Annotated in this window: 17 protein-coding genes; 11 read left to right on the top strand and 6 right to left on the bottom strand. The window is 40.8% G+C overall.

Going from position 1 to position 21,790, the window contains the following annotated elements:
* Nucleotides 1-60 precede the first annotated feature (60 nt).
* The 6 genes from ACRRSQ_RS11970 (at nucleotide 61) to ACRRSQ_RS11945 (ending at nucleotide 7,438) form a co-directional block, all read left to right on the top strand.
* Nucleotides 61-1,170, top strand: coding sequence for a mandelate racemase/muconate lactonizing enzyme family protein (locus ACRRSQ_RS11970; RefSeq protein WP_440875976.1), 1,110 nt, complete (start codon nucleotides 61-63; stop codon nucleotides 1,168-1,170).
* 9 nt (nucleotides 1,171-1,179) lie between these two features.
* Nucleotides 1,180-2,202 carry a zinc-dependent alcohol dehydrogenase gene (locus ACRRSQ_RS11965; protein ID WP_440875975.1) on the top strand — a complete coding sequence of 341 codons (1,023 nt, stop codon included), beginning with the start codon at nucleotides 1,180-1,182 and terminating at the stop codon, nucleotides 2,200-2,202.
* A gap of 36 nt (nucleotides 2,203-2,238) precedes the next feature.
* Complete coding sequence (locus tag ACRRSQ_RS11960; protein WP_440876105.1) at nucleotides 2,239-3,003, top strand: 2,5-didehydro-3-deoxy-L-galactonate 5-reductase; 765 nt, start codon at nucleotides 2,239-2,241, stop codon at nucleotides 3,001-3,003.
* Nucleotides 3,004-3,007: 4 nt separating this feature from the next.
* Nucleotides 3,008-4,474 carry an aldehyde dehydrogenase gene (aldA, locus tag ACRRSQ_RS11955; protein ID WP_440875974.1) on the top strand — a complete coding sequence of 489 codons (1,467 nt, stop codon included), beginning with the start codon at nucleotides 3,008-3,010 and terminating at the stop codon, nucleotides 4,472-4,474.
* Between the two features lie 300 nt (nucleotides 4,475-4,774).
* Complete coding sequence (locus ACRRSQ_RS11950; protein ID WP_440875973.1) at nucleotides 4,775-6,352, top strand: sugar porter family MFS transporter; 1,578 nt, start codon at nucleotides 4,775-4,777, stop codon at nucleotides 6,350-6,352.
* Nucleotides 6,353-6,361: 9 nt separating this feature from the next.
* A complete protein-coding gene (locus ACRRSQ_RS11945) occupies nucleotides 6,362-7,438 on the top strand; it encodes a 6-bladed beta-propeller (RefSeq protein WP_440875972.1) in 1,077 nt (358 codons plus the stop codon).
* 127 nt (nucleotides 7,439-7,565) lie between these two features.
* Here ACRRSQ_RS11945 and ACRRSQ_RS11940 read toward each other — a convergent pair whose 3' ends face one another.
* The gene (locus ACRRSQ_RS11940) at nucleotides 7,566-8,327 is read right to left on the bottom strand and encodes a phytanoyl-CoA dioxygenase family protein (RefSeq protein WP_440875971.1); all 762 of its coding nucleotides are present in this window, start codon (nucleotides 8,325-8,327) and stop codon (nucleotides 7,566-7,568) included.
* Nucleotides 8,328-8,536: 209 nt separating this feature from the next.
* Between ACRRSQ_RS11940 and ACRRSQ_RS11935 the strand changes: the two genes are divergently transcribed.
* The 5 genes from ACRRSQ_RS11935 to ACRRSQ_RS11915 all read left to right on the top strand — a co-directional run bounded on the left by ACRRSQ_RS11935 (nucleotide 8,537) and on the right by ACRRSQ_RS11915 (nucleotide 18,036).
* Nucleotides 8,537-11,686: an FG-GAP-like repeat-containing protein gene (locus ACRRSQ_RS11935; RefSeq protein ID WP_440875970.1), complete on the top strand. Its 3,150-nt coding sequence runs from the start codon at nucleotides 8,537-8,539 to the stop codon at nucleotides 11,684-11,686.
* Nucleotides 11,687-13,132 (top strand): sulfatase family protein, encoded by a 1,446-nt coding sequence (locus tag ACRRSQ_RS11930; RefSeq protein WP_440875969.1) that lies wholly within the window; start codon nucleotides 11,687-11,689, stop codon nucleotides 13,130-13,132. It abuts the gene before it with no gap.
* Nucleotides 13,119-14,537 (top strand): sulfatase-like hydrolase/transferase, encoded by a 1,419-nt coding sequence (locus tag ACRRSQ_RS11925; RefSeq protein WP_440875968.1) that lies wholly within the window; start codon nucleotides 13,119-13,121, stop codon nucleotides 14,535-14,537. The genes ACRRSQ_RS11930 and ACRRSQ_RS11925 overlap by 14 nt, the downstream gene beginning before the upstream one ends.
* 148 nt (nucleotides 14,538-14,685) lie before the next feature.
* Nucleotides 14,686-15,612: a formate dehydrogenase accessory sulfurtransferase FdhD gene (locus tag ACRRSQ_RS11920; protein WP_440875967.1), complete on the top strand. Its 927-nt coding sequence runs from the start codon at nucleotides 14,686-14,688 to the stop codon at nucleotides 15,610-15,612.
* A 126-nt stretch (nucleotides 15,613-15,738) separates the two neighbouring features.
* Complete coding sequence (locus ACRRSQ_RS11915; RefSeq protein WP_440875966.1) at nucleotides 15,739-18,036, top strand: FdhF/YdeP family oxidoreductase; 2,298 nt, start codon at nucleotides 15,739-15,741, stop codon at nucleotides 18,034-18,036.
* A 4-nt stretch (nucleotides 18,037-18,040) separates the two neighbouring features.
* Here ACRRSQ_RS11915 and ACRRSQ_RS11910 read toward each other — a convergent pair whose 3' ends face one another.
* The 5 genes from ACRRSQ_RS11910 to ACRRSQ_RS11890 all read right to left on the bottom strand — a co-directional run bounded on the left by ACRRSQ_RS11910 (nucleotide 18,041) and on the right by ACRRSQ_RS11890 (nucleotide 21,644).
* Nucleotides 18,041-18,391 (bottom strand): Fis family transcriptional regulator, encoded by a 351-nt coding sequence (locus ACRRSQ_RS11910; RefSeq protein WP_440875965.1) that lies wholly within the window; start codon nucleotides 18,389-18,391, stop codon nucleotides 18,041-18,043.
* A 21-nt stretch (nucleotides 18,392-18,412) separates the two neighbouring features.
* Nucleotides 18,413-18,775: a hypothetical protein gene (locus ACRRSQ_RS11905; protein WP_440875964.1), complete on the bottom strand. Its 363-nt coding sequence runs from the start codon at nucleotides 18,773-18,775 to the stop codon at nucleotides 18,413-18,415.
* A 105-nt stretch (nucleotides 18,776-18,880) separates the two neighbouring features.
* Nucleotides 18,881-19,486, bottom strand: coding sequence for a DUF998 domain-containing protein (locus tag ACRRSQ_RS11900; protein WP_440875963.1), 606 nt, complete (start codon nucleotides 19,484-19,486; stop codon nucleotides 18,881-18,883).
* A gap of 203 nt (nucleotides 19,487-19,689) precedes the next feature.
* Nucleotides 19,690-20,523 (bottom strand): alpha/beta hydrolase, encoded by an 834-nt coding sequence (locus tag ACRRSQ_RS11895; protein ID WP_440875962.1) that lies wholly within the window; start codon nucleotides 20,521-20,523, stop codon nucleotides 19,690-19,692.
* 5 nt (nucleotides 20,524-20,528) lie between these two features.
* On the bottom strand, nucleotides 20,529-21,644 hold the full coding sequence (locus tag ACRRSQ_RS11890; RefSeq protein ID WP_440875961.1) for a Zn-dependent alcohol dehydrogenase: 1,116 nt from the start codon (nucleotides 21,642-21,644) through the stop codon (nucleotides 20,529-20,531).
* Nucleotides 21,645-21,790: the final 146 nt, after the last annotated feature.

Here is a 21,790-nt window from a genome sequence, read left to right as displayed (position 1 = left end):
CCTTTACAAAAACCCGCTAGAAGTGTAAATTGTTAACAATAATATTTAAGAGAGTAAAACATGAGCACAAAAGCTAGCGTAATTGACGCAGTAAATATTCAGTACTATCAGGTGCCTTTAGCTGAAGTGTTAACCGATGCAAAACATGGTGCCCACACTCACTTTGAACTAATTGTTTGTACTATTCGTTGCTCAGATGGCACCGAAGGTGTTGGCTATACCTATACTGGCGGTAAAGGTGGTCGCGCAATTTATTCGTTATTAAATGACGAAATGCGTCCTAAGCTTATTGGTAAAGATGCCGCAGAGATATATGCCATTTGGGATTGGTTACAATGGGAATATCATTACGTAGGTCGCGGCGGTTTATTAAGCTTTGCTATCTCGGCGGTTGATATTGCCTTATGGGATATTAAGTGTAAGCGCTTAGATCAGCCTTTATGGCAAGTTGCTGGTGGCGCAAATAATACTACCAAATGTTATGCCGGCGGTATCGATCTAAATTTCTCGCTTGAAAAGCTATTAGATAATAACCAAAACTATTTAGACAAAGGCTTTAAAGCGGTAAAAATTAAAGTGGGTAAAGAAGATTACCGTGAAGATGTTGCCCGTGTTGCAGCTGTTCGCGAACTTATTGGGCCTGATGCTATTTTTATGGTGGATGCCAATTACTCAATGACCGTAGAGCAAGCCATTCGTTTTGCCAGAGCGATTGAACCCTATAATATCAAATGGTTCGAAGAGCCGACTATTCCTGATGATTATCAGGGGTTTGCGCGTATTGCCGATGCGATAAACATTCCTACCGCAATGGGCGAAAATTTACATACTATTCACGAGTTTACTTATGCAATTCAACAAGCCAAGTTAGGTTTTTTACAGCCTGATGCGTCAAACATTGGCGGGATCACAGGTTGGTTACAGGTTGCTAAAATGGCGTATGCTCACAACTTACCAGTGTGTAGCCATGGTATGCATGAACTTCATGTTTCTTTAATGGCATCTCAGCCAAATGCTGGTTATTTAGAAGTTCACTCTTTCCCGATAGATGAATACACGACGACGCCACTTACCATTGTTGATGGAAGAGCGGTCGCGCCGAATATCCCAGGTACAGGGGTTGTTTTTGATCAGCAACTTCTCAAGCCTCATTTAATTAAACAGTCATAAGGCACAACCATGCAAGCAGCACAATATATTGGTAATAAATCTTTTAACATCGTTTCAGGGCAGACTGTTGCACCAAAAGCTGATGAAGTTCGTTTAGACGTTGGTTATGTTGGTATTTGTGGCACCGACATGCATATTTATCATGGGGTTATGGATGCGCGTGTTAAGCCGCCACAAACCATAGGTCATGAAATGTCAGGTACGGTTGTTGAAGTTGGCAGTGCGGTGACCAGTCATAAAGTGGGTGATCGTGTTGTAGTACGTCCACTTGATTGGTGTGGTGAATGTCCAACTTGCCAAGCAGGACACACACATATTTGTCAAAACCTAAAATTTATGGGCATAGATACACCGGGTGCGTTTCAATCAAATTGGACAGTGAAAGCGCGTACATTACATACCTTGCCTGCAGGTGTTAACTTAAAACAAGGCGCATTAATTGAGCCTTTATCAGTGGCCTGTCACGATGTGCGTCGCTCTCGCCTACAAGCGGGTGAAAAAGTCGTTATTTTAGGTGGTGGTCCTATCGGTCAGTTAGTTGCTGCCGTTGCTAAAAGCGTTGGCGCTGAGGTATTAGTGTCTGAACCTAATGAGTCTCGTCGTGCTTTTGCTGAAAAACTAGGGGTGAAATCTGTTAACCCAATAGATACCGATTTGGCTGAATTTGTTGATGATTGGACCAATACTAAAGGCGCGGATGTCGTTTTTGAAGTTTCAGGCGTAAAACCTGCCATTGATGCTATGACACAAGTTGCAGGTCGTCGTGGTCGTATCGTTATGGTCGCAATTCACTCAGAAGCGCCACAAATTGATTTATTCCAATTTTTCTGGAAAGAGCTTGAACTATTAGGCGCTCGTGTTTACGAAGCAGCTGATTACGACTGGGCAATTGAATTAATTGCACAAGGCAAAGTAGAAATTGAATCATTCATTAGCTCTGTTACACCGTTAAATGATATTGGCAGCGCATTTGCCGCAATGGACGGCAACCCGCAAGGCATGAAAGCCCTTGTAGAATGTAATGCAGAATAGTTAAAGATTAACCACAAGGTTGTAGAAATGAATAACATGTTAGAAAAGTTTAGTTTAACTGGCAAAGTCGCACTCGTTACTGGTTGTAAGCGCGGTATTGGTAAAGGCATTGCATTAGGTTTAGCCGAAGCAGGCGCCGATATTATTGGTGTATCTGCTAGCTTAGAGCTTGAAGGTTCACAAGTTGAAAAAGAAGTGAATGCTTTAGGGCGTAACTTTAAAGCCTATCAATGTGATTTTAGTAACCGAGATGCGTTATATTCGTTTATTGAACAAGTAAAAAGTGATTTTCCTAAAATTGATATTCTAGTGAATAACGCTGGTACGATTTTACGTGCCCCTGCTGCAGAGCATGGTGATGATTTATGGGATAATGTGATCGACGTTAACCTTAATTCGCAGTTCATTTTAAGTCGTGAAATAGGTAAAGACATGGTTGCACGTGGCGCGGGTAAAATTATTTTCACCGCATCATTGTTAACGTTTCAAGGCGGCATTACCGTACCTGGCTATGCGGCGAGTAAAGGTGCAATTGGTCAGCTTGTTATGGCGTTGTCTAACGAGTGGGCAGGTAAGGGCGTAAATGTTAACGCCATTGCGCCGGGTTATATTGATACTGATAATACCGAAGCGCTGCGCAATGATCCTGAGCGTTCAGCTCAAATTTTAGGGCGCATTCCACAAGGTCGTTGGGGTAACCCGGAAGACTTTAAAGGCCCGGCTGTATTTTTAGCCTCTGAAGCCGCAAGTTATGTAAATGGCGCTATCTTGTTAGTAGATGGCGGATGGATGGGAAGATAAAACCATGAGTGTCTCAAATCTTAGTTTTAAAAATAATGTTAACTTCATCAATGGTGAATATGTTTCATCAAAAGCTGACGGCATTATTGATATTTTAAGCCCGTCAACGGGCGAAAAAATTGGCGAAATTCCAAAAGGTTGTGCAGAAGATGCACAATATTCGTTAGAGGTTGCCAATCAAGCGCAAAAAGCGTGGGCAAAACTTACTGCGCGTAGTCGCCAAAGCATTCTTCGCAATTTTGCCAATAAAATTCGTGAAAACAAAGCCATTCTTGCACCTATGCTAGTTGCTGAACAAGGTAAATTATTGTCGGTTGCTGAAATGGAAGTTGATGTAACGGCTACGTTTATTGATTACGCTTGCGACAACGCGCTAACCATTGAAGGTGATATTTTACCGTCTGATAATCAAGATGAAAAAATTTACATTCATAAAGTACCTCGTGGCGTTGTTGTTGGCATTACCGCGTGGAATTTTCCATTAGCACTTGCGGGTCGAAAAATTGGTCCGGCGCTAATTACCGGTAATTCAATTGTTTTAAAACCAACCCAAGAAACACCACTTGCGACTACAGAATTAGGTCGTTTAGCCAACGAAGCTGGGATTCCTGCTGGTGTCTTAAACGTGATTAATGGTTCAGGCTCGGTAGTTGGTCAAGCACTATGTGAAAGCCCAATTACCAAGATGATCACGATGACGGGCTCTACAGTTGCCGGCAAAATGATCTACAAGACTAGCGCTGAATATATGACGCCAGTTATGTTAGAGCTAGGCGGAAAAGCGCCTATGGTGGTAATGGACGACGCCGACTTAGACCAAGCAGTTGAAGGCGCACTTTGGGGACGCTTTGCCAACTGTGGTCAAGTGTGTACCTGTGTTGAACGTTTATATGTGCATGAAAATGTTTATGAAAAGTTCATGGACAAATTCCTACCAGCGGTTAAGTCATTAAAAGTTGGCGACCCTATGAACCCAGAAACGCAAATGGGTCCTAAGTGTAATCAACGTGAAATCGATAATATTGACCACATCGTACAAGAAAGCATTAAGCAAGGCGCTGTTGTAGCCACTGGTGGTAAAACTGCGCAAGTTGATGGTTTTGAAGGTGGTTGTTGGTACGAACCAACGCTATTGGTTGACGTTAAGCAAGACAACATTGCCGTTCATGAAGAAACGTTTGGCCCAATTTTACCTATTGTTAAAGTTGCTAGCATGGATCAAGCGATTGAATACTGTAACGACAGTATTTACGGATTAAGTGCTTATGTTTATACGCAGAATTATTTTGATATTAATAAAGCTATTAACGATTTAGAAGTTGGTGAAGTTTACGTAAACCGTGGTATGGGTGAACAGCATCAAGGTTTCCACAATGGTTGGAAGCAAAGTGGTTTCGGTGGTGAAGACGGTAAATTCGGTCTTGAACAATACCTAGAGAAGAAAACCGTTTATTTAAAAGAAACCAAGTAGTTTTAACGGTTCCCCCCGTTTAGCAGTGATTGGCATATTAGGTCGCTGCATTTTTATGAGTTGATGCCTGTTTTAACATCAATACCATTAGCGATATTGGCAATGTTAGAACAGGCACTTAATTGCCATCAATAACGATTAGAAAACTTTACAAAACGCATAAAAAAACTCGGTGATAATTATCAGTATAAGCTATCTAGTTTTATGTTTTTATTGATAAATTACACTCGACTAAAACTAAAATTATTATAATAAGCTGCCGACATTTACAAAGGTGCTGAGCAGTCAATAAGGGTTGTAATGAATAAATATACCAAGGCTGCATTTACCTACGCGGCCATTGTCACCTTAGGTGGATTTGTCTTTGGTTTAGATGCTGCGGTTATCTCAGGCACCTTAAAATATATTGCCATTGAATTTGCGTTAGACGATATGCAAATTGGCAATGTCGTTAGTGCTCCGGCACTCGGTGTACTTATCGCATTAGTAGTTACGGGCGTTATTTGTGAAGCATTTGGCCGTAAAAAAACACTTATCCTCATCGCGCTCTTATATATAGTCTCCGCCATTACATCTGCGATTGCACCGAGTTACGAAACACTTGTCGCGGCACGTTTTCTTGGCGGTTTAGCGTTTACCTCTTTGTCGTTAGCTTCTATGTACATTGGTGAAATTGCTCCTTCTGATCAGCGCGGCAAATTGGTATCGATGAACCAAATTATGATCGTTGTTGGTTTAACCACAGCTTATTTTTCTAACTATATGTTAGTGAATATCGCTGATGGTGAAAGCAGCTGGTTAAACGAGCAAGGTTTGTGGCGTTGGATGCTGGCAATGGAAATTGTTCCAGCACTGATTTGGGGAATATTACTAACCTTCATTCCTGAAAGTCCTCGTTGGTTTATGAGCAAAAATCGTGAACAACAGGCACGTGCAAGTTTAGCGAAATTAATGCCAACAGAAAAAATTGATAGCGAAATTAGCGCAATTAAAGAAAGCATTGAAAACGACAAACCTAGTGAAGATGATGGCAGTATTTGGCAACAAATTAAGCAACTTACTAGTGCTAAATTTCGTTTAGCCATTTTAGTGGGCGTTATTTTTGCTGCGGTGCAACCGTTAACGGGTGTAAACCCAATTCTATTCTATGCGCCACTTGTTTTTGAACAAACGGGTATTGGTACTAATGCAGCGTTTGCTCAAAGCTTAATTATTGGTGTTGTTAGTTTTGTTTTTACCGCGTTAGCTATTGTATTGGTTGACCGTATAGGGCGTCGTCCTTTGGTAAATGGTGGCTTAATTGCGTCAGTGGTTTGTTTAATGATGTGTGTTACTGCATTTTATCAAGCAAGCTACACATTAGAGCAAGACGATGTTATTCAGTTAACTAGCACGACCGAAATAACGGCCGAGCAGTTAGCACCGCTATTGAATCAAACCTTTGACAGCGATACTGAATTTAAAGATGCGGCAATTGCGGCGATGGGCAAATCGGTGTTTCGCGCTCACTCAAGTGAAATTATTCAATCGGTTATTTCCATTAATGCCATGCTCGTGTTATTTGGTGTTATTGGCTTTATTGCTGCATTTCACTTATCGATTGGACCTATTATGTGGGTTGTTTTTTCTGAAATCGTGCCAACACAAATTCGTGGCGTTGCTATTCCAATGTTTGCGTTTATCTCAAGTACGATATCGTATTTTATGCAAAAGTTTTTCCCGTGGCAGTTAAAACACATGGGCTCGGGCGATATCTTTTTATCGTATGCGATTGCCGGTATTGTTGGTCTATATTTGTTATACCGTTACTTGCCAGAAACGAAGAACTGTTCGATAGAACAAGTTGAAGCCTTATTAGCTGCCAAAGCCAAAGGGTAGGCGTAGCTAATGACGCAGCAAGCAACAACAAGCCTTGACCCACATGGACAAATTGTTGGGCAAGGCGAGTTTACCTATCAAGTTAATTGTCATTGGGGCGAGTTAGATCCGCAGAAATACCCCGTTGAAAATTGTCATGACTTTGCCATAGATAAAGCAGGTCGTATTTATATGGCAACCGACCAACCTAAAAATAACGTTATTGTTTACGATGCTGATGGTAACTTATTAGATACTTGGGGCACAGAGTACCCGGGGTTACACGCGATTGAAATTGTTCAAGAAGGTGATTATGAGTTTATTTACCTTGTTGACAGCGGCTGGAAAGTAAACCGACATTGGGATGGCGTTTCAACTGAGGCGTGGGATTCTCCTTATAATCGTGTTATCCCTCAATCGGGTTCAATTACCAAATTAACGCTCGATGGTCGGGTAATTTTTACCTTAGGTCATCCGCAAACTATTGGCATTTATCGCCCTGATATGCCGTTTAATCCAACAGATATTGCCGTTGCTGACAATGGTGATATCTACGTAACTGACGGTTATGGCTCAGACTATGTCATTCACTATAACAATCGCGGTCAATATATTGATCATTGGGGCGGGCACGACAATAAAAATAATCAACAAAATTTACATAACGCTCATGGCATAGCGCTTGATAAACGAGATGCTGAGCAAATTAAGCTGATTGTTAGCTCTAGAGCAGAGCAGTGTTTAAAAGCATTTTCACTGCAAGGTGAGTATCTGTTTACGATTGAAACGCCAGGCGCGTGGATCCATGGCCCGGTATTTATGGGCGACTATTTTGTGGCTGCGGTTTGTTGGTCAGACATAGACAATAGTAACGTGGCTGATTCTGGTTTCTTATGTATTTTTGACAAAGAAAATAAGGTCATTAGCACCATTGGCGCTCAGCCGCCAGAATATATTCATGGCGAACTACAGCCGTTAACGACTAATTGGCAGCTCTTTAAACATGCTCATGGCGTGATTGCAGACCAAGATGGCAATTTGTACGTTGGTCAATGGCAAGCAGACAATAGCTATCCGTACAAACTTGAGCGCATTAAAAGTACTTAGTGGTGAGCTAACTTCTTAGCCAAATTAGTGCCTTTGAAGAAACAAAAAAAAGGTTTTGCTAATTAACGAGCAAAACCTTTTTTATTGTTTTTTTAACCTTTACAAGACAGACAAGACAAGCTTTAGCTTATGCTTGCCACGCTAAAATTTCACTGTCTTCAACCTTGTGCAACGGACGATATTGCAACGAGTTTTCTTTAAACGGCTTGGCACTTTCAGCGCAGTAGGCTGGGATCATAACCCAACGAGGTTCCGTTGAGCGATTTTGATTGGACTTGTGTAATAAATTACAGTGGAAAAACAAGGTATCGCCGGGCTCTAGTTCGACTTTCACTAATTCATGATGCTTTAACGCTTCCTCTACAAATGTCATGTCTGCGCCTTTTTGATCACCGGTTTTATTGTGATTGATACGACCAATATGATGTGAGCCTTTTAATACTTCTAAACAGCCGTTTTCAACAGTGGCTTTATTAATGGCGATCATGCAGCTAACCAGTTTAGGGTAGAGATGAAAATTATCGGTTGCCCAATAGCCATAATCTTGATGCCACTCCCAAGCGCCGCCAACAAGTGGTTCTTTCATCATTATTTTGGTGGTGGTATGAAATACCGGCTCTCCCAATATTTTTTCTACAGAATCGGTTAAGCGTTTGCCGCGTGAAAACATCGAATAAAAATCATCGCCTAGCTCTTGCCATAAACATACTTTACTGACCGTACCTGAGGCATCTTTTTTATCCCAAGCGCGCTCGTATAAGCTGTCATCATTAAAGGCTTTATCTTGTAGTTTTTGCACTTCTTCTTGGTTGTAAAAACCTTTGATTATGACATAGCCATCGCGGTTAAAATCTTCAACTTGTTTATCTGTTATCAGTAATTTATTCATAAATTAACTCCTTCTCTGTAAATTGTTAACAATAATTGATCATTTAATGTGTTTTGACAATATTTATTTTTATACAAATTTATCATTTATATAAAAATACAGACTAGGTGATTGTTTCTCGTAATTAATTGAGTGGTTAAATAAAACGCTAGTAAAAAAATAGCAACAAGTGTAAGTTGTAAACAATTAACATTAAATCAAGAGTTGTTATGAAAGTTCTAGAAATATCTCATCTAATGAGGTTTATCCTTGTTTTTATCACGAGTTTGTTAGTGATGAGTTGCGGTGGTGAAAGGCAAGTAGCCTTGCCGATACAATTAACACCAAGTGCTACAACTGACATCGAATACCAAGTTACCGGCACGTTAACTAAGCGATTGACACTGGTTATTAATAACCCTGCGCAATATGCAAGCTTAAGTGTTTATGCGAATAAGCGCCTTATTATCGATAGCTTAAATATTCCAAAAAAGGGGGAGCAAACAATAAATGCGATGGTGAAATTTAAGCAACTAGGACCAGTTAAGCTGACCTTAGTTGCCAAAGATTCCGTATTGACGATTAATCAGTATACATTTTCTGATATTAATGAACTGAGCTTTATTGATTTTCAAGACAGCTCCATTAAAGCCGGTCTAGATAAAGCCAATTCAATCAAATATGGCGGACCAACCGTTGCCGATATTGATAACGATGGAGATTACGACTTAATTGTTAATAATCATAACGCCGAGCCAAGCAAGCTTTATTGGAATAATGGTGACGGCAGCGTAAGTAAACACGGTAAAGATTTAGCGCGTTGGTTTATGCACGATTTACATGGTACTGCCGCAGGCGATTACGATAATGATGGTGATTTAGATCTGGTGGTCACTATGGGCGGTGGTAATGGTAAAAATCCGTCAAAGGCGAACTTTTATCAAAACAAAAACGGCACCTTAGTGTTAAATACTGGCGATGTTGGCATTGATAAAGGCGGTCGTGGTCGCGGAGCAAAATTTGTTGATATGGATCTTGATGGCGATCTTGATTTAATGCTGATTAATGAAGCCAGCTTAGACCACGCTAAACCCCAACATTTTTTCTATAAAAATTTAGGTGACGGTCGTTTTACTTATACTCCTGTAGAAGGTTTGCAAGATCAAGAGCCGTCACGTGCGCTTATTACTGACGTTAATAACGACCACATTGACGATGTTATTTTATACAGCCCTTTGTCGATATGGCAGGGTAATGGCGATTTTACCTACACCAATATTACTGAGCAATTGCCTGAATATGTCGCTAAGCTGCATGATGTAATGGCCATTGCCGATATCGATATTGATAATGACGGTGATCAAGACTTATACCTTGCTCGTGGTAAAGTCTTTGAAAACGGTTTTGGTGAAGCACCATCGGTTGATCACGACCCAATTAGCCAAGAATTTTCTATTAAGCCGCGTGGTTTTAAAGGTGTAGATGAATTTGAATTTGTCGCCGACGGCGCGATAAAGTTTTATAAATATAAATTTTTAACACAAGGGACATTTCGCGACAAAGACTACCCGATATTTTTAGGCGCTAACAAAACTTCTCACATTTTAGATATTGGTGAATCACTTGATATTTTGCCTACATCAGCACAAGGTTGGCCTGACGATATTTCAGAAAATGGCGTTTATTTTGGCTATTTGGGCAATGGTAAATGGAAGTCGGCGTTAGTGCGCAATGGCAATATATTTTGGACATTCCGCTTTTCACTTGCGGGTGTAAAAGACGTTACGCTCGGCTTTGAACCTGAAAATAGAAATATCGCAGACATCTTGCTACGAAATGATAACGGAAAGTTCACCGATGTTTCTAAACAATGGAACGTACCTACTGGTGGTAATGCCTTAGGCGTTACTGTGGGTGATTTTAATAATGACAGTTTGCAAGATTTGTTTGTTTATCGCTGGGGACAAATTGGCGCAAGAATTTCAGATTTTGTTTTACTAAATAACGGCAATCAATTTGAAATTACCACTATGCATGGTGCAAACGACGTTGGCGGACCGGGTAATGGCGATATGGGCCAAGCATTCGATTTCGATTTAGATGGCGATATCGACTTACTCAACGGCAGCGAAGACGGCCAATGGTATTTGTATGAAAACACCTTAACTCAGCCGAACAAGACCAAAGTAAACGATAACCACTACGCACTCGTTAGGGTCGGGTATTCACCCAAAGATAATGTTGATGCGATTTCAGCGCAGGTTATTGTTAAAACACCCACTCAGGAATATCGTAAATTAGTTGGTTCTGCGGGCGCAGTATTTTCGCAAAGTTTACTCAATATTGTTCATTTTGGCTTAGGTAAAGAAGATACAATCGAATCTATCACTGTTAGGTGGCGTAATGGCGAAAGTCATGTGTTTAGCAATAAAAAAGCCGATCAGTTATTTGATACCAATAAAGTAGACCCTACTGAGATTGATGTTGAGCCAGCAACACTTTCGTTACGTGAAAATGCCACTAAACAACTGATTGCCAATATCTTGCCAAATCATGCCGACAAATCCTTACGATGGCAATCGAGTGATCCCCAAGTGGTTAGTGTCAATGAAAATGGCGTTATTCACGCGACAGGACGTATTGGCGAAACCGCAACCATTACTGCGAAAAGTACTGCGAAAAGTGTTACGAATAAATTAGCGGGTCAAAGCAAGGTAACTATTGTGCCATGGTTTGCCAAACCGCTTCAAAAAGTTGCTTTGTATGCCGATACTACTGAACTAATTGCAGGCGATAATGTAACGATTAAGGCAACATTAATCCCTGATGATGCTGATGATAAAACGCTAATCTGGACCAGTAGTCAGCCAAATGTAGCCAGTGTAAACGCAAAAGGTGAGGTGACGACGCATCAACAAGGTCAAGCGATAATCGAAGCAGTCTCAGCAAAAAATAACCAAATAGCTGCTCAAGTGAGTCTAACTGTTGCACCACTAATTAAACCCTATATCGAAATTAGCAATGCCGCGCAGTTTCAAGAAAAGCCCTTGGTGGTTGGCGAAAAGTTTACTGTTAAGGTCAACTATCACGCAGGCTCAGGCAATAAAGTGATTGCCTCAGATGAAGGCGGTATTCGTTTTTGGTTACGCGAATTTAAATACAAGTGGATCCCTGCCAAAGACATTGTTTTAACCGAACCCAAAGCGGTAAGTACGCAGTCGGGGCAAGCACAAATGACATTTTCACTCGACGGTATAACACCATCATCAGAACTTGCTGATGGTCACTTTTATTATTTAAATGCCTCGTTTGCCTCGAGTAATGGCAGCGTTTACAAGCATGAAATTTACCCGATAGAGATTATTAAGAAGGAGAACTAAATGAAAGCACCATTCGTTGTGTTGTTGATTTTTTGGGCAAACGTGATCTTCACCAATGCTTTTGCGCAAGATGAACGACCAAATATTATTGTTATTTTGGCTGATGATTTAGGTTATAACGATGTTGGCTTTACCGGCAAAACAGCCATTCAAACGCCTAACCTTGACCAATTGGCAAATAATGGTGTTATTTTCACCAATGGTTACGTTACTCATCCTTATTGCGGACCATCGCGCGCTGGTTTGTTAACGGGGCGCGCGCAAGCCAGATTTGGCATGGAAAATAATGTTTCCTATATGCCAGATGACCCTTATATGGGCTTGCCGTTAACCGAGATCACATTTGCCAAACGGCTAAAAAACGTTGGTTATCAAACGGCAATCATCGGGAAGTGGCATTTAGGTGGCGCACCAAAGTATCAACCCATGCAGCGCGGTTTTGACTATTTTTACGGCTTTCTAGATGGTGGACATTACTACATGCCGGGCGAAGTTGAAATCGGTGGCGAAGGTTATTCACTGCCCATAATGCGTAACTCAGGTGTGGCAGAATTTGATGAATATTTAACGACCGCACTAAGTAATGACGCGGCTAATTATATCAAGCAAAGTGGTGAAAGCCCTTTTTTGTTATATCTAGCCTATAACGCCCCGCACGCACCATTACAAGCTCCGCAAAAATATATTGATAAATATGCGCATATTAAAGACAAAAATCGTCGCATATATGCTGCCATGGTTGATGCGATGGATGAGGGCATTGGCCGGGTTATTACTGCCTTAAAAAAACAAAATAAACTGGATAATACCTTAATATTCTTTTTATCTGATAACGGCGGTGTTTATCCTGAATCTTGGTTGCCAACCTTTGACTGGGCTGACAATACACCGTTTCGACGCGGTAAAGTTGCCTTGTTAGAAGGTGGCATTCATGTACCTTTTATTGCCCATTGGCCGAAGAAAATTGACGCTGGCATTAAGTTTGATGGATTGGTGTCATCACTCGATATTGCGGCTACTGCAGTTGCTTTGGCAAACGCCGACAGCTCGGACGGCAAATTAGAAGGGGTAAATTTATTACCTTTTATTCAAAATGAAAAAAGCGGCAGTCCACATTCCGCCTTATTTTGGCGCTTAGAAGAAGCCGACAACCTTTGGGCGGTGCGAACGCCAAAATATAAGTATATGCAGCAATCGTTACCTAATGTAGGCAGAAGCTTTTTTGATATGACAAAAGATCCTTACGAAGCGACCAATTTAGTTGATAAACATCCTGAAAAACAAGCTGAGTTAGCTAAGTTATGGAACCTGTGGAATCAAAAAAATATCAATAGTATTCATTTGCAAAAACATGACTATGATGCAGCGAAAAACAAGTTTTTTGATGACTTATATCAGCAGCAGTTAAAAAAAGCACAAGAGCGAGGCAGTTATGAAATTAAATAGTCTACTTATTTTACTCTTTGTTGCTTTACCTTTTTCAAGCATAGGTAAAGAACAGCAACCCAACATTATATTGTTGTTTTCAGATGACGCCGGTTATGGCGATTTTAGTTTTCAACGTAGCATTAAGAATAAACAAGTTAACTTTAACACCCCAAATTTAGACCGACTAGCAAGCCAAGGTGCCAAGTTTGAACAAGCGTATGTTTCAGCTGCTGTTTGTGGGCCTTCTCGAGCGGGTTTGATCACCGGAAAATATCAGCAAAAATTTGGTTTTGAAGAAAATAACGTGCCCGGGTACATGAGTAAATCGGGATTAGATTATGAAGAAATGGGCTTGCCACTTGATCAAGTCACCATGGCCGAACGCTTGAAAAATCTCGGTTATAAAACCGCTATTTTTGGTAAATGGCATTTAGGCGAGGCAGATAGATTTCACCCGTTAAAACGTGGCTTTGATGAATTTGTCGGTTTTCGTAACGGAGCACGTAGCTATTTTGAGTACGACAAAAAGGAATTAAAGGCTATTGATAGAGGCCGAAAACTGGAATATGGTTTTGGTCATTATCAAGAAACACCTAAATACATGACCGACTTTTTAGCAGCTCAAGCGAACGATTTTATTGCAAGAAACCAAGATCGTCCGTTTTTTGCTTTTGTGTCGTTTAACGCAGTGCATACCCCTATGGAAGCGCATCCAGACGATTTACTTAAAGTTAAGGGGTTGTCTGGGAAACGTCGTACCCTAGCAGCGATGACATTATCGCTTGATAGAGCTGTTGGCAAGATCATCGATAACTTAGAGAAGCTTGGTCTTGATGATAATACCTTAATTGTATTTACCAACGATAATGGCGGTCCTTCAGATTCCAACTTATCAGATAATTTTCCGTTAAGTGGTACTAAAGCGAATCATTTAGAAGGCGGTATTCGTGTACCATTTATTGCCCGCTGGCCGGGAAAAATTAAAGCCAATAGCCGCTATGAAAAACCGATCAGTACCCTAGATTTGCTACCTACATTTGTTTATGCCGCAGGTGGAACACTAACACCAACAGATGGTGTAGATGGCGTGAATTTAATGCCATTTTTAACCGGAGAAGAATCAGGAGCTCCGCATGAATACTTATTTTGGAAAAAAGAAGTACGCGCAGCAATTAGAGCAGGAGATTGGAAGTTATTACGTTACCCAGATAGACCCGCTGAGTTATATAACATTGCCAATGACCAACAAGAATTACATAATTTAGCCTATCAATACCCAGGCAAAGTGCGCAAACTTTACAAAAAGATTTTTGAATGGGAACTAACATTAGAAAGACCGCTTTGGCAGTTAAAACGTGAATATGAAGGTAAAGCTATGGTGCGCATGGACACATATCGCCCACCAGTTACTCATAAACATTAAAATGCTATTTTGCGCTTGAATTGTTATAGACTTATTGAAGTGATTTTGTTGTTATAGAGCTTTAATAAATCGAGATGTTTTAATGACTTATTTGTTAGTCATTAAAACATCTTCATGATAATGCGTTCAAGGTTTAAGCAAATGCGGCATGATGAAAACTTCAATTAGTGCGTTAACTGCATCGCCAACAAAACAACTCAATACCTTAAAATACACCCGTCAAGGCACGTATTGTGCTGTTCAAGACACAGTCATTGTTGAAGAGCCTTTGCTTGTTAGCATGACGTTTTTTGATAATGCTTCAAAGCAATGGTTAACACGCGACCTTACTGTGATGATGCGCACCCCAGGTGATGATCAACTATTGGTGATGGGCTTATTGTTTAGTGAAAATATTATCACTAGCCAACATCATGTATGTTCGATTCGCTACTACGACCAAGACTCTTCTCACCAAAATAATCAAAATAAGCCACATAACTCGTATAACCAAAGTAGCCCAAACACCAATAATCATATTGAAATAAAGCTTATTGCCGATGTTGATGTTAACTGGCAGGCAATACAGCGCACATTTGCCAGCCAATCAAGTTGTGGTATTTGCGGCAAAAGCTCGCTGCAAGCCCTTGCACTAGCCTCTAATCGTGCTATTGATGAAAGTAATGCATGGTTATCGTGTCTTGATATTATTGAATTTTCCAAACAGTTAAGTGCGCGTCAGCAGCTGTTTAACCTCACCGGTAGTGTGCACGGTGCTGGCTTAATTGCTAATAAAAAATGGCAGGGCGTTTTTGAAGATGTTGGGCGTCATAATGCCGTAGATAAAGTGATTGGCAAGCTAATGCAAACAGACAGTTTTGCCAAACAGTCTATTCTTGTATTAAGCGGACGGGTCAGCTTTGAGCTCATGCAAAAAGCCATCATGGCGGGCATTGCTGTTGTTATTGCCATCGGCGCTCCGTCGAGTTTAGCGATTACTGCAGCGCGTCAGTTTAATGTTACTTTGGTCGGCTTTACTAAAGCTGAGCAGTTTAATGTTTATAGCGCGCATCAACGTATTTGTCATAAGACGTAAAAGAGAAAATAAAAGAGAAAGAAAAAGAGAGAGTTAAGTAGCAAGCAGGCTTAACAATCGAGCAAAACAAATATAAAACAAGCATAAAACAAATACAGAACAAGCCAAGAGCAAACTAGGTAGCTTATGTCAGTAAAAAAATATCAGGGTCACGCAGGTGGGTGGGGCGCACTTAAAAGCACTGCTAGCCATTTAATTAAAAGCAAAAATATTGCTAAAAATATTAAAAATTTACTGAAAACTAACCAAGAACATGGCTTTGATTGCCCGGGCTGTGCTTGGGGTGAAAAAGACGAACCCGGTCGTTTTAGGTTTTGTGAAAATGGTGCCAAAGCCGTCAACTGGGAAGCAACGTCTTTACGAGTTGGAGCAGATTTTTTTGCCAGACATACCGTAAGTGCTTTACGCAAACAAACGGGTTATTTTCTTGAATCACAAGGGCGATTGGCCGAACCTTTGGTTTATGACCGAGCAAGCGATCGCTACCGAGCCATTACTTGGCAAGATGCCTTTGAGCTAATTGCCAAGCAATTAAATCGTTTAGAAAACCCCAATCAAGCGGAATTTTATACCTCGGGTCGTGCCAGCAACGAGGCGGCATTTTTATATCAGCTTTTTGTGCGAAAGTTCGGCACCAATAATTTTCCTGATTGTTCCAATATGTGTCATGAAGCCAGCGGCATTGCCTTAAAGCAAGCAATTGGCATTGGTAAAGGCACCGTTAAAATTGATGACTTTGAACATGCAGATGCAATATTTGTCTTTGGTCAAAACCCCGGCACTAATCACCCGAGAATGCTTGACTCACTTAGCCATGCCGCTCGGCGAGGTGCCAGCATTGTCACTTTTAATACCTTGAAAGAGCGTGGTCTGGAGCGTTTTGCTGATCCTCAATCTGCTAAAGATATGCTGACCGGCAGTGCGACTAAGATCACTCAGCAGTATTTTACCCCCAATTTAGGTGGTGATATGGCGTGTGTGCGCGGCATGGTTAAAGTGTTACTTGCGCGTCATCAACAAGCGGTGAAAGAAAACAGTGCCGTATTTGATCTTGATTTTATTGAACAACATACCCAAGGTTTAGACACATATTTGGCAAAGGTTGACGCCACATCTTGGCAGCAAATTGAGCAGCAATCAGGTTTGTCAAAAGCCCAAATTAGCCAAGCAGCAAGTCTTTACCAGCAAGCAAAAAAGGTGATTGTAACTTGGGCAATGGGCATTACTCAGCATAAACATTCGGTTGCCACTATTGAAGAAATCACAAATCTGCAATTGTTATTTGGTCAAATTGGCAAAAAAGGGGCGGGGTTGTGCCCAGTGCGCGGTCACTCAAATGTTCAAGGTGATCGAACCATGGGCATTAATGAGAAACCTAGCGCTGAATTTCTTGATGCGTTAGCTCATACTTTTTCATTCGAGCCACCAAGGGCACATGGTCATAATACCGTCGAAGCGATTGAAGCCATGCTTGCCGGAAAAAGTCAGGTATTTATTGCCTTAGGCGGTAATTTTGTCTCAGCAACGCCAGATACACATATCACTAAACAAGCACTTTCACGGTGTAAATTAACGGTAAATATTGCCACTAAATTAAATATGAGCCACCTTTATCCGGGTGAGCAATCATTAATTTTGCCTTGTTTAGGGCGCACTGATATTGATATGCAAGCGTCTAAAGCGCAATTTGTCACCGTGGAAGACTCTTTTTCTATGGTGCATAAATCACAAGGTGTGGTTGACTCTAATACCGACAATATGCGCTCAGAGCCTGCTATTATTGCAGGCATGGCGCAGGCGACATTAGGTAAATCGCCCGTTGATTGGTTAGCCTTGTCGAGCAATTACAACTTAATTCGAGAATATATCGCTAAAACCTTGCCTGAATTTTCTAACATGAACGAGCGGGTAAATCAGCGCGGTGGTTTTTATTTGGGTAACAGTGCGGCAAATTATCAATGGCACACCACAACTGAGAAGGCCAATTTCTCTCGCCACGATCTTCCACAAGATATCGTGCCAGCATCGATTAGAGCCTTGTCTGATAATCGTATTTTTGTCATGCAAACGTTGCGATCTCATGATCAATACAATACCACCGTCTATGGTTATGAAGACAGGTATCGCGGCATAAGTGGTGAGCGCGATATTATTTTGATGAACGCGCAAGATATTAAAGATTTAGGTTTTTTCGCGCAGCAGCGGGTAGATGTTACTAGTTTATGGCCAGATAAGGTCGAACGTAAAATTGTGGGTTTTAAATTAGTACCTTATGACATTCCTCAAGGCAATGTCGCTGCTTATTTTCCCGAAGCAAATCCGCTAGTGGCATTAACCAATAAAGGCGATTTAAGTGATACGCCAGCGTCTAAATCAATCGCGGTTGTTATTAGTGCGCAACAACAAGCGCAGCGAATTATTTAACGTTTTAACTGACTAAGCTTAATCGATTGCCCCAATGCCCTTGATGTTGGTTTAAACATTGCTCTTCAGTGTCGTATAAAATATGTGCCTTGATATTGCTGAGCTTAATATCAAGGCATTTAAATTGAGCGTTAATCGCAGATTGAATTGTCTCTTTAGCAGACGAGTGCAGATAATTTTTAAGGCTTTCATCACTATCAAACACACAAACAATTTTTAAGCTTTTTGGAAAGTTATTGTAATTAACAAGGTGAGTTAACCAGTTAAAACCGTTGATGTCTTTTAAAGCGCTTTCACACACTTGGGTTAATGCTTTTGTCAGTTGATTATCTAATTTTTTATCTGATTTTCGCATAATTCTCACTTGATAAGGTTGTTACTGTTGGGCTTTATAACCTGAACTTGGCAAAAAAACTACCCAAACCCTCGATAAAATGGCGATGAAGAGACAAGTGACGATAATGATAAATCCTAATAATGCTCTTAAAAAGTCACTGCCTTCGTTGTGATGAGATTCATTGTCGGCATGATAGGCATCAAGGCAATGATTTGGACCATCAAACGGACTAAAGGCAAAGTTAATGATGCGCTCCATTAGTTGCCACCACATTCTTATCGACGTATCACCGACATTGGCAAAATAGCCTGTGCGGGCTGAAATGGTAACATCGGGGTTTCCACCACATAGCGCATTGCCGAGCTGGTCTATTGCAACCAAAACATTTTTTAAATAACTCATCGTTTTTTACTACTGTATTTATCCAATATCGCCAATATTACATCATTTACAACAACTTAATAGAGTGGTTGTAAATGATTTTTATTAACTACCTAGTTAATGGATTTAGGCAAGAACTAAGGTGAAACTGCTTAGCCAGGCTAATTGAAACCCATAGGAAACTCGCTGATGAATGCCTGGGTTGCTTTGCTGTTTTACTGCTTTAGCCATCGCATATAAATAGTAAATGGCAGCGACAATACAAATGAATGAGAAGAGGCGAAAATGCAAAGGAATGGTTGCTGACGCTGAAGTAAATACAATTAAAGTAGGCGCAACAATGAGCGAAAGTAACATAATAAACCCTGCCCACGAGTGCACTTTACAATCGAAAGTTGGCTTCTTGGTGTAGGGATCTAAGTCCATAGGGAAATAACCTGCAACCCAAGTACCTATGCCATGAATAATGATAAAATAGCCAGACAGATTAACAAGCATTGATGTGTTTGTTAATTGAGCCACATACCAACCAAAACAGCAAAATAAAAAACCTAACGGGTAATTATTGATAACTGGCGACAGTTTTTCGGTGGGACTACCTTTAGCGCCAAGTTCGCTGCAAAATTGTTTGCTATGACTGTAGCCAGTGTAAAATATACTGGCGATATAAACACCAACAACAATCCATATTGATGCAAGTAAGCCAGTATAAACAGCCAAACCTTCAAACATCGTTTTTGTCCTTCATTTAATTCACTACGAATTTGAATAATCTACAGCAAAGTACTTTTATTTCAAGTGATTAGGGGATGTTAAAACTCAAGGCGAGTTGATTATGATAACAATAACAACACGCTAATCAGTTGCCGAGCAATATCTGTGAGACTCGGTGAACAATCAACGTATTGTCAAAGCAAAGTGTGACTTCTGTGTGACTACTTTTTGCTAGCTTTTTCTTCTATCGCATTTTCTATCGCATTTTCTATCGTATTAAAGAACAGCAATGTTTTTGATAGGTTGTTGTGCCAATACGGCCACTCGTGACCGCCACTTAAGGCTTCAAATTGAAAGTCGATGTCAATTGCCGTCATTTCATTACATAAGGCAAGATTACTCTGATAAAGCGAGTCGCTTTCTCCGCAATCTAACCTTAACGGTGGTAGGGCATCTTTATGTTTTGCTAACCAATAGATAATATTGCTTTCGTTTGCATCTTCACAGCAGTAATCGCTGATCGGATTCTCAATAAATTGTTGTAAGTCAGCTAATGAGGTTACTGATGAATGAGCGGATATGCCGCAAAAGCGTTCCGGATATTTTGCGCCTAAACGCAACGCGCCATAGCCGCCCATCGATAAACCTGTTAGGTAAATATTGCTTTGCGTACTGACACATTCAATGTTTTCAACCACGGTGTTAATAACATCCTCAACTATCCATTTTTCATAGTCGCCATGTTCTAACAAGGGTAAATAACCAGATCCGTCCCACAAGCCACCATCAGAAGGCATTACTAATACAAATTCGTTTAAGCCTTGTTGGCGCAACTTTTCATAAACCAGATGCGCGCCGCCTAACTCCATCCAGACATTATTTGAACCATATACACCATGCAATAACACAATGATCGGCAACTCTTGAGCAGTTGTTGCTTGATGATAAATGCTAACATCTTGTCGACCGCCAATATGACTGCTGTGCAAGGTTAGGGTGGTGGTATTTTCTCGGCTGTAATTTGGCGCTGACTTTTCAACACGTAAAATTGTCATATCAGTTACTCGGTTTCATCAATGATCACCACACCTTTGGCGATCCGCCCGTTCAGCATATCGTCAAAGCCTTGTTGTAACGTCGCTAAGGTATAGGTTTTAGTGACTAATTCTTCTAGTTTCATTTGGTTATTGTTATAAAGGCTGAGAATTTTATTGAAATCGCGTTCAGGGTTACACATGCCATATAGCGGGTTAATGTAAATTTTGTCCCATTCAAATAATTCACAGTCAAAGTCAATACGCTGCTCAATGCCGCTCACTTGCACCGCTGTGCCGGCATTTCTAATTAAGGCCAAAGGCGCTGAGCCAAGGGCTGGAATTGCGGTACATTCAAAGGCGTAGTCGGCGCCGCGACCTTGAGTTAAGGCTTTTACTTCATTGGCAACGTTTTTAAAATCACTATCGGCTTTTGTGGCAATTACGCCGTGAGTTGCGCCAAAACTTTTAGCTTGCGCTAAACGTTGTTCGTTTATATCAATTGCAATAATTTTTGCCGCACCTGACTGTTTCGCGGCTTGAATTGCATTTAAGCCAACACCGCCACAACCAATAATACAAACGCTACTGCCAACATCAACTTTAGCGGCATTAACCACAGAGCCCCATCCGGTCATTACCCCGCAACCAACAATTGCTGCGGCAGCAAATGAAATGTCGCTGTTAATTTTCACCACGGCTTGGCTTTTGACCACAGCATATTCAGACATGGTACCTAAATGAAAAGAACGCTCAATAGGTGTGTGGTTATGTTGGCTACTTTCAATATGGGCATGGCCCTCTAATTCACAGCCACATACGGGCGAATTTTTTTCGCAAATGTGTAAATTACCTTCATTGCATTGAAAGCACTCACCGCAAGGAATGGCCCAATTAAAAATAACTTTATCGCCAATGGCTAGGTGGCTAACATTTTCGCCTATAGCGTCGATAATACCGGCACCTTCATGACCGACAATGAAGTCTTTATTCCAGTGTTGAATAGAATCCCAATCGGTATGGCATATACCTGCTGCTTTTATTTTTACCCGTACTTCGTTTGCTTGAGGCTCACCAACGTCGATAGTGGTTAAATAAAATTCACCCTTGCCATTTGAAATGACCGCATTTGTTTTTTTCATAAGTTGCTCAATAGAGATTTAGTTAGCTTAATTCAATCATGAGCTTGAGCATACTTCCATCATAATTAAATGATTAAATGTTAAATATATGCTTATTTTTGCTTTCCTACTAGACATTGTTGCTTATTAATATCATTATCGTGACG

The organism is Thalassotalea sp. PLHSN55, from assembly GCF_052030545.1.
GTDB lineage: Bacteria > Pseudomonadota > Gammaproteobacteria > Enterobacterales > Alteromonadaceae > CANMXU01.
This window is presented reverse-complemented; position numbering and strand designations above follow the sequence as displayed.

Coding starts and splice junctions, on each gene's coding strand:
- ACRRSQ_RS11965 (WP_440875975.1), top strand. CDS start 1,180: ATGCAAGCAGCACAATATATTGGTAATAAATCTTTTAACATCGTTTCA.
- ACRRSQ_RS11950 (WP_440875973.1), top strand. CDS start 4,775: ATGAATAAATATACCAAGGCTGCATTTACCTACGCGGCCATTGTCACC.
- ACRRSQ_RS11930 (WP_440875969.1), top strand. CDS start 11,687: ATGAAAGCACCATTCGTTGTGTTGTTGATTTTTTGGGCAAACGTGATC.
- ACRRSQ_RS11935 (WP_440875970.1), top strand. CDS start 8,537: ATGAAAGTTCTAGAAATATCTCATCTAATGAGGTTTATCCTTGTTTTT.
- ACRRSQ_RS11925 (WP_440875968.1), top strand. CDS start 13,119: ATGAAATTAAATAGTCTACTTATTTTACTCTTTGTTGCTTTACCTTTT.
- aldA (WP_440875974.1), top strand. CDS start 3,008: ATGAGTGTCTCAAATCTTAGTTTTAAAAATAATGTTAACTTCATCAAT.
- ACRRSQ_RS11890 (WP_440875961.1), bottom strand. CDS start 21,644: ATGAAAAAAACAAATGCGGTCATTTCAAATGGCAAGGGTGAATTTTAT.
- ACRRSQ_RS11960 (WP_440876105.1), top strand. CDS start 2,239: ATGTTAGAAAAGTTTAGTTTAACTGGCAAAGTCGCACTCGTTACTGGT.
- ACRRSQ_RS11915 (WP_440875966.1), top strand. CDS start 15,739: ATGTCAGTAAAAAAATATCAGGGTCACGCAGGTGGGTGGGGCGCACTT.
- ACRRSQ_RS11940 (WP_440875971.1), bottom strand. CDS start 8,327: ATGAATAAATTACTGATAACAGATAAACAAGTTGAAGATTTTAACCGC.
- ACRRSQ_RS11945 (WP_440875972.1), top strand. CDS start 6,362: ATGACGCAGCAAGCAACAACAAGCCTTGACCCACATGGACAAATTGTT.
- ACRRSQ_RS11895 (WP_440875962.1), bottom strand. CDS start 20,523: ATGACAATTTTACGTGTTGAAAAGTCAGCGCCAAATTACAGCCGAGAA.
- ACRRSQ_RS11920 (WP_440875967.1), top strand. CDS start 14,686: ATGATGAAAACTTCAATTAGTGCGTTAACTGCATCGCCAACAAAACAA.
- ACRRSQ_RS11900 (WP_440875963.1), bottom strand. CDS start 19,486: ATGTTTGAAGGTTTGGCTGTTTATACTGGCTTACTTGCATCAATATGG.
- ACRRSQ_RS11910 (WP_440875965.1), bottom strand. CDS start 18,391: ATGCGAAAATCAGATAAAAAATTAGATAATCAACTGACAAAAGCATTA.
- ACRRSQ_RS11970 (WP_440875976.1), top strand. CDS start 61: ATGAGCACAAAAGCTAGCGTAATTGACGCAGTAAATATTCAGTACTAT.
- ACRRSQ_RS11905 (WP_440875964.1), bottom strand. CDS start 18,775: ATGAGTTATTTAAAAAATGTTTTGGTTGCAATAGACCAGCTCGGCAAT.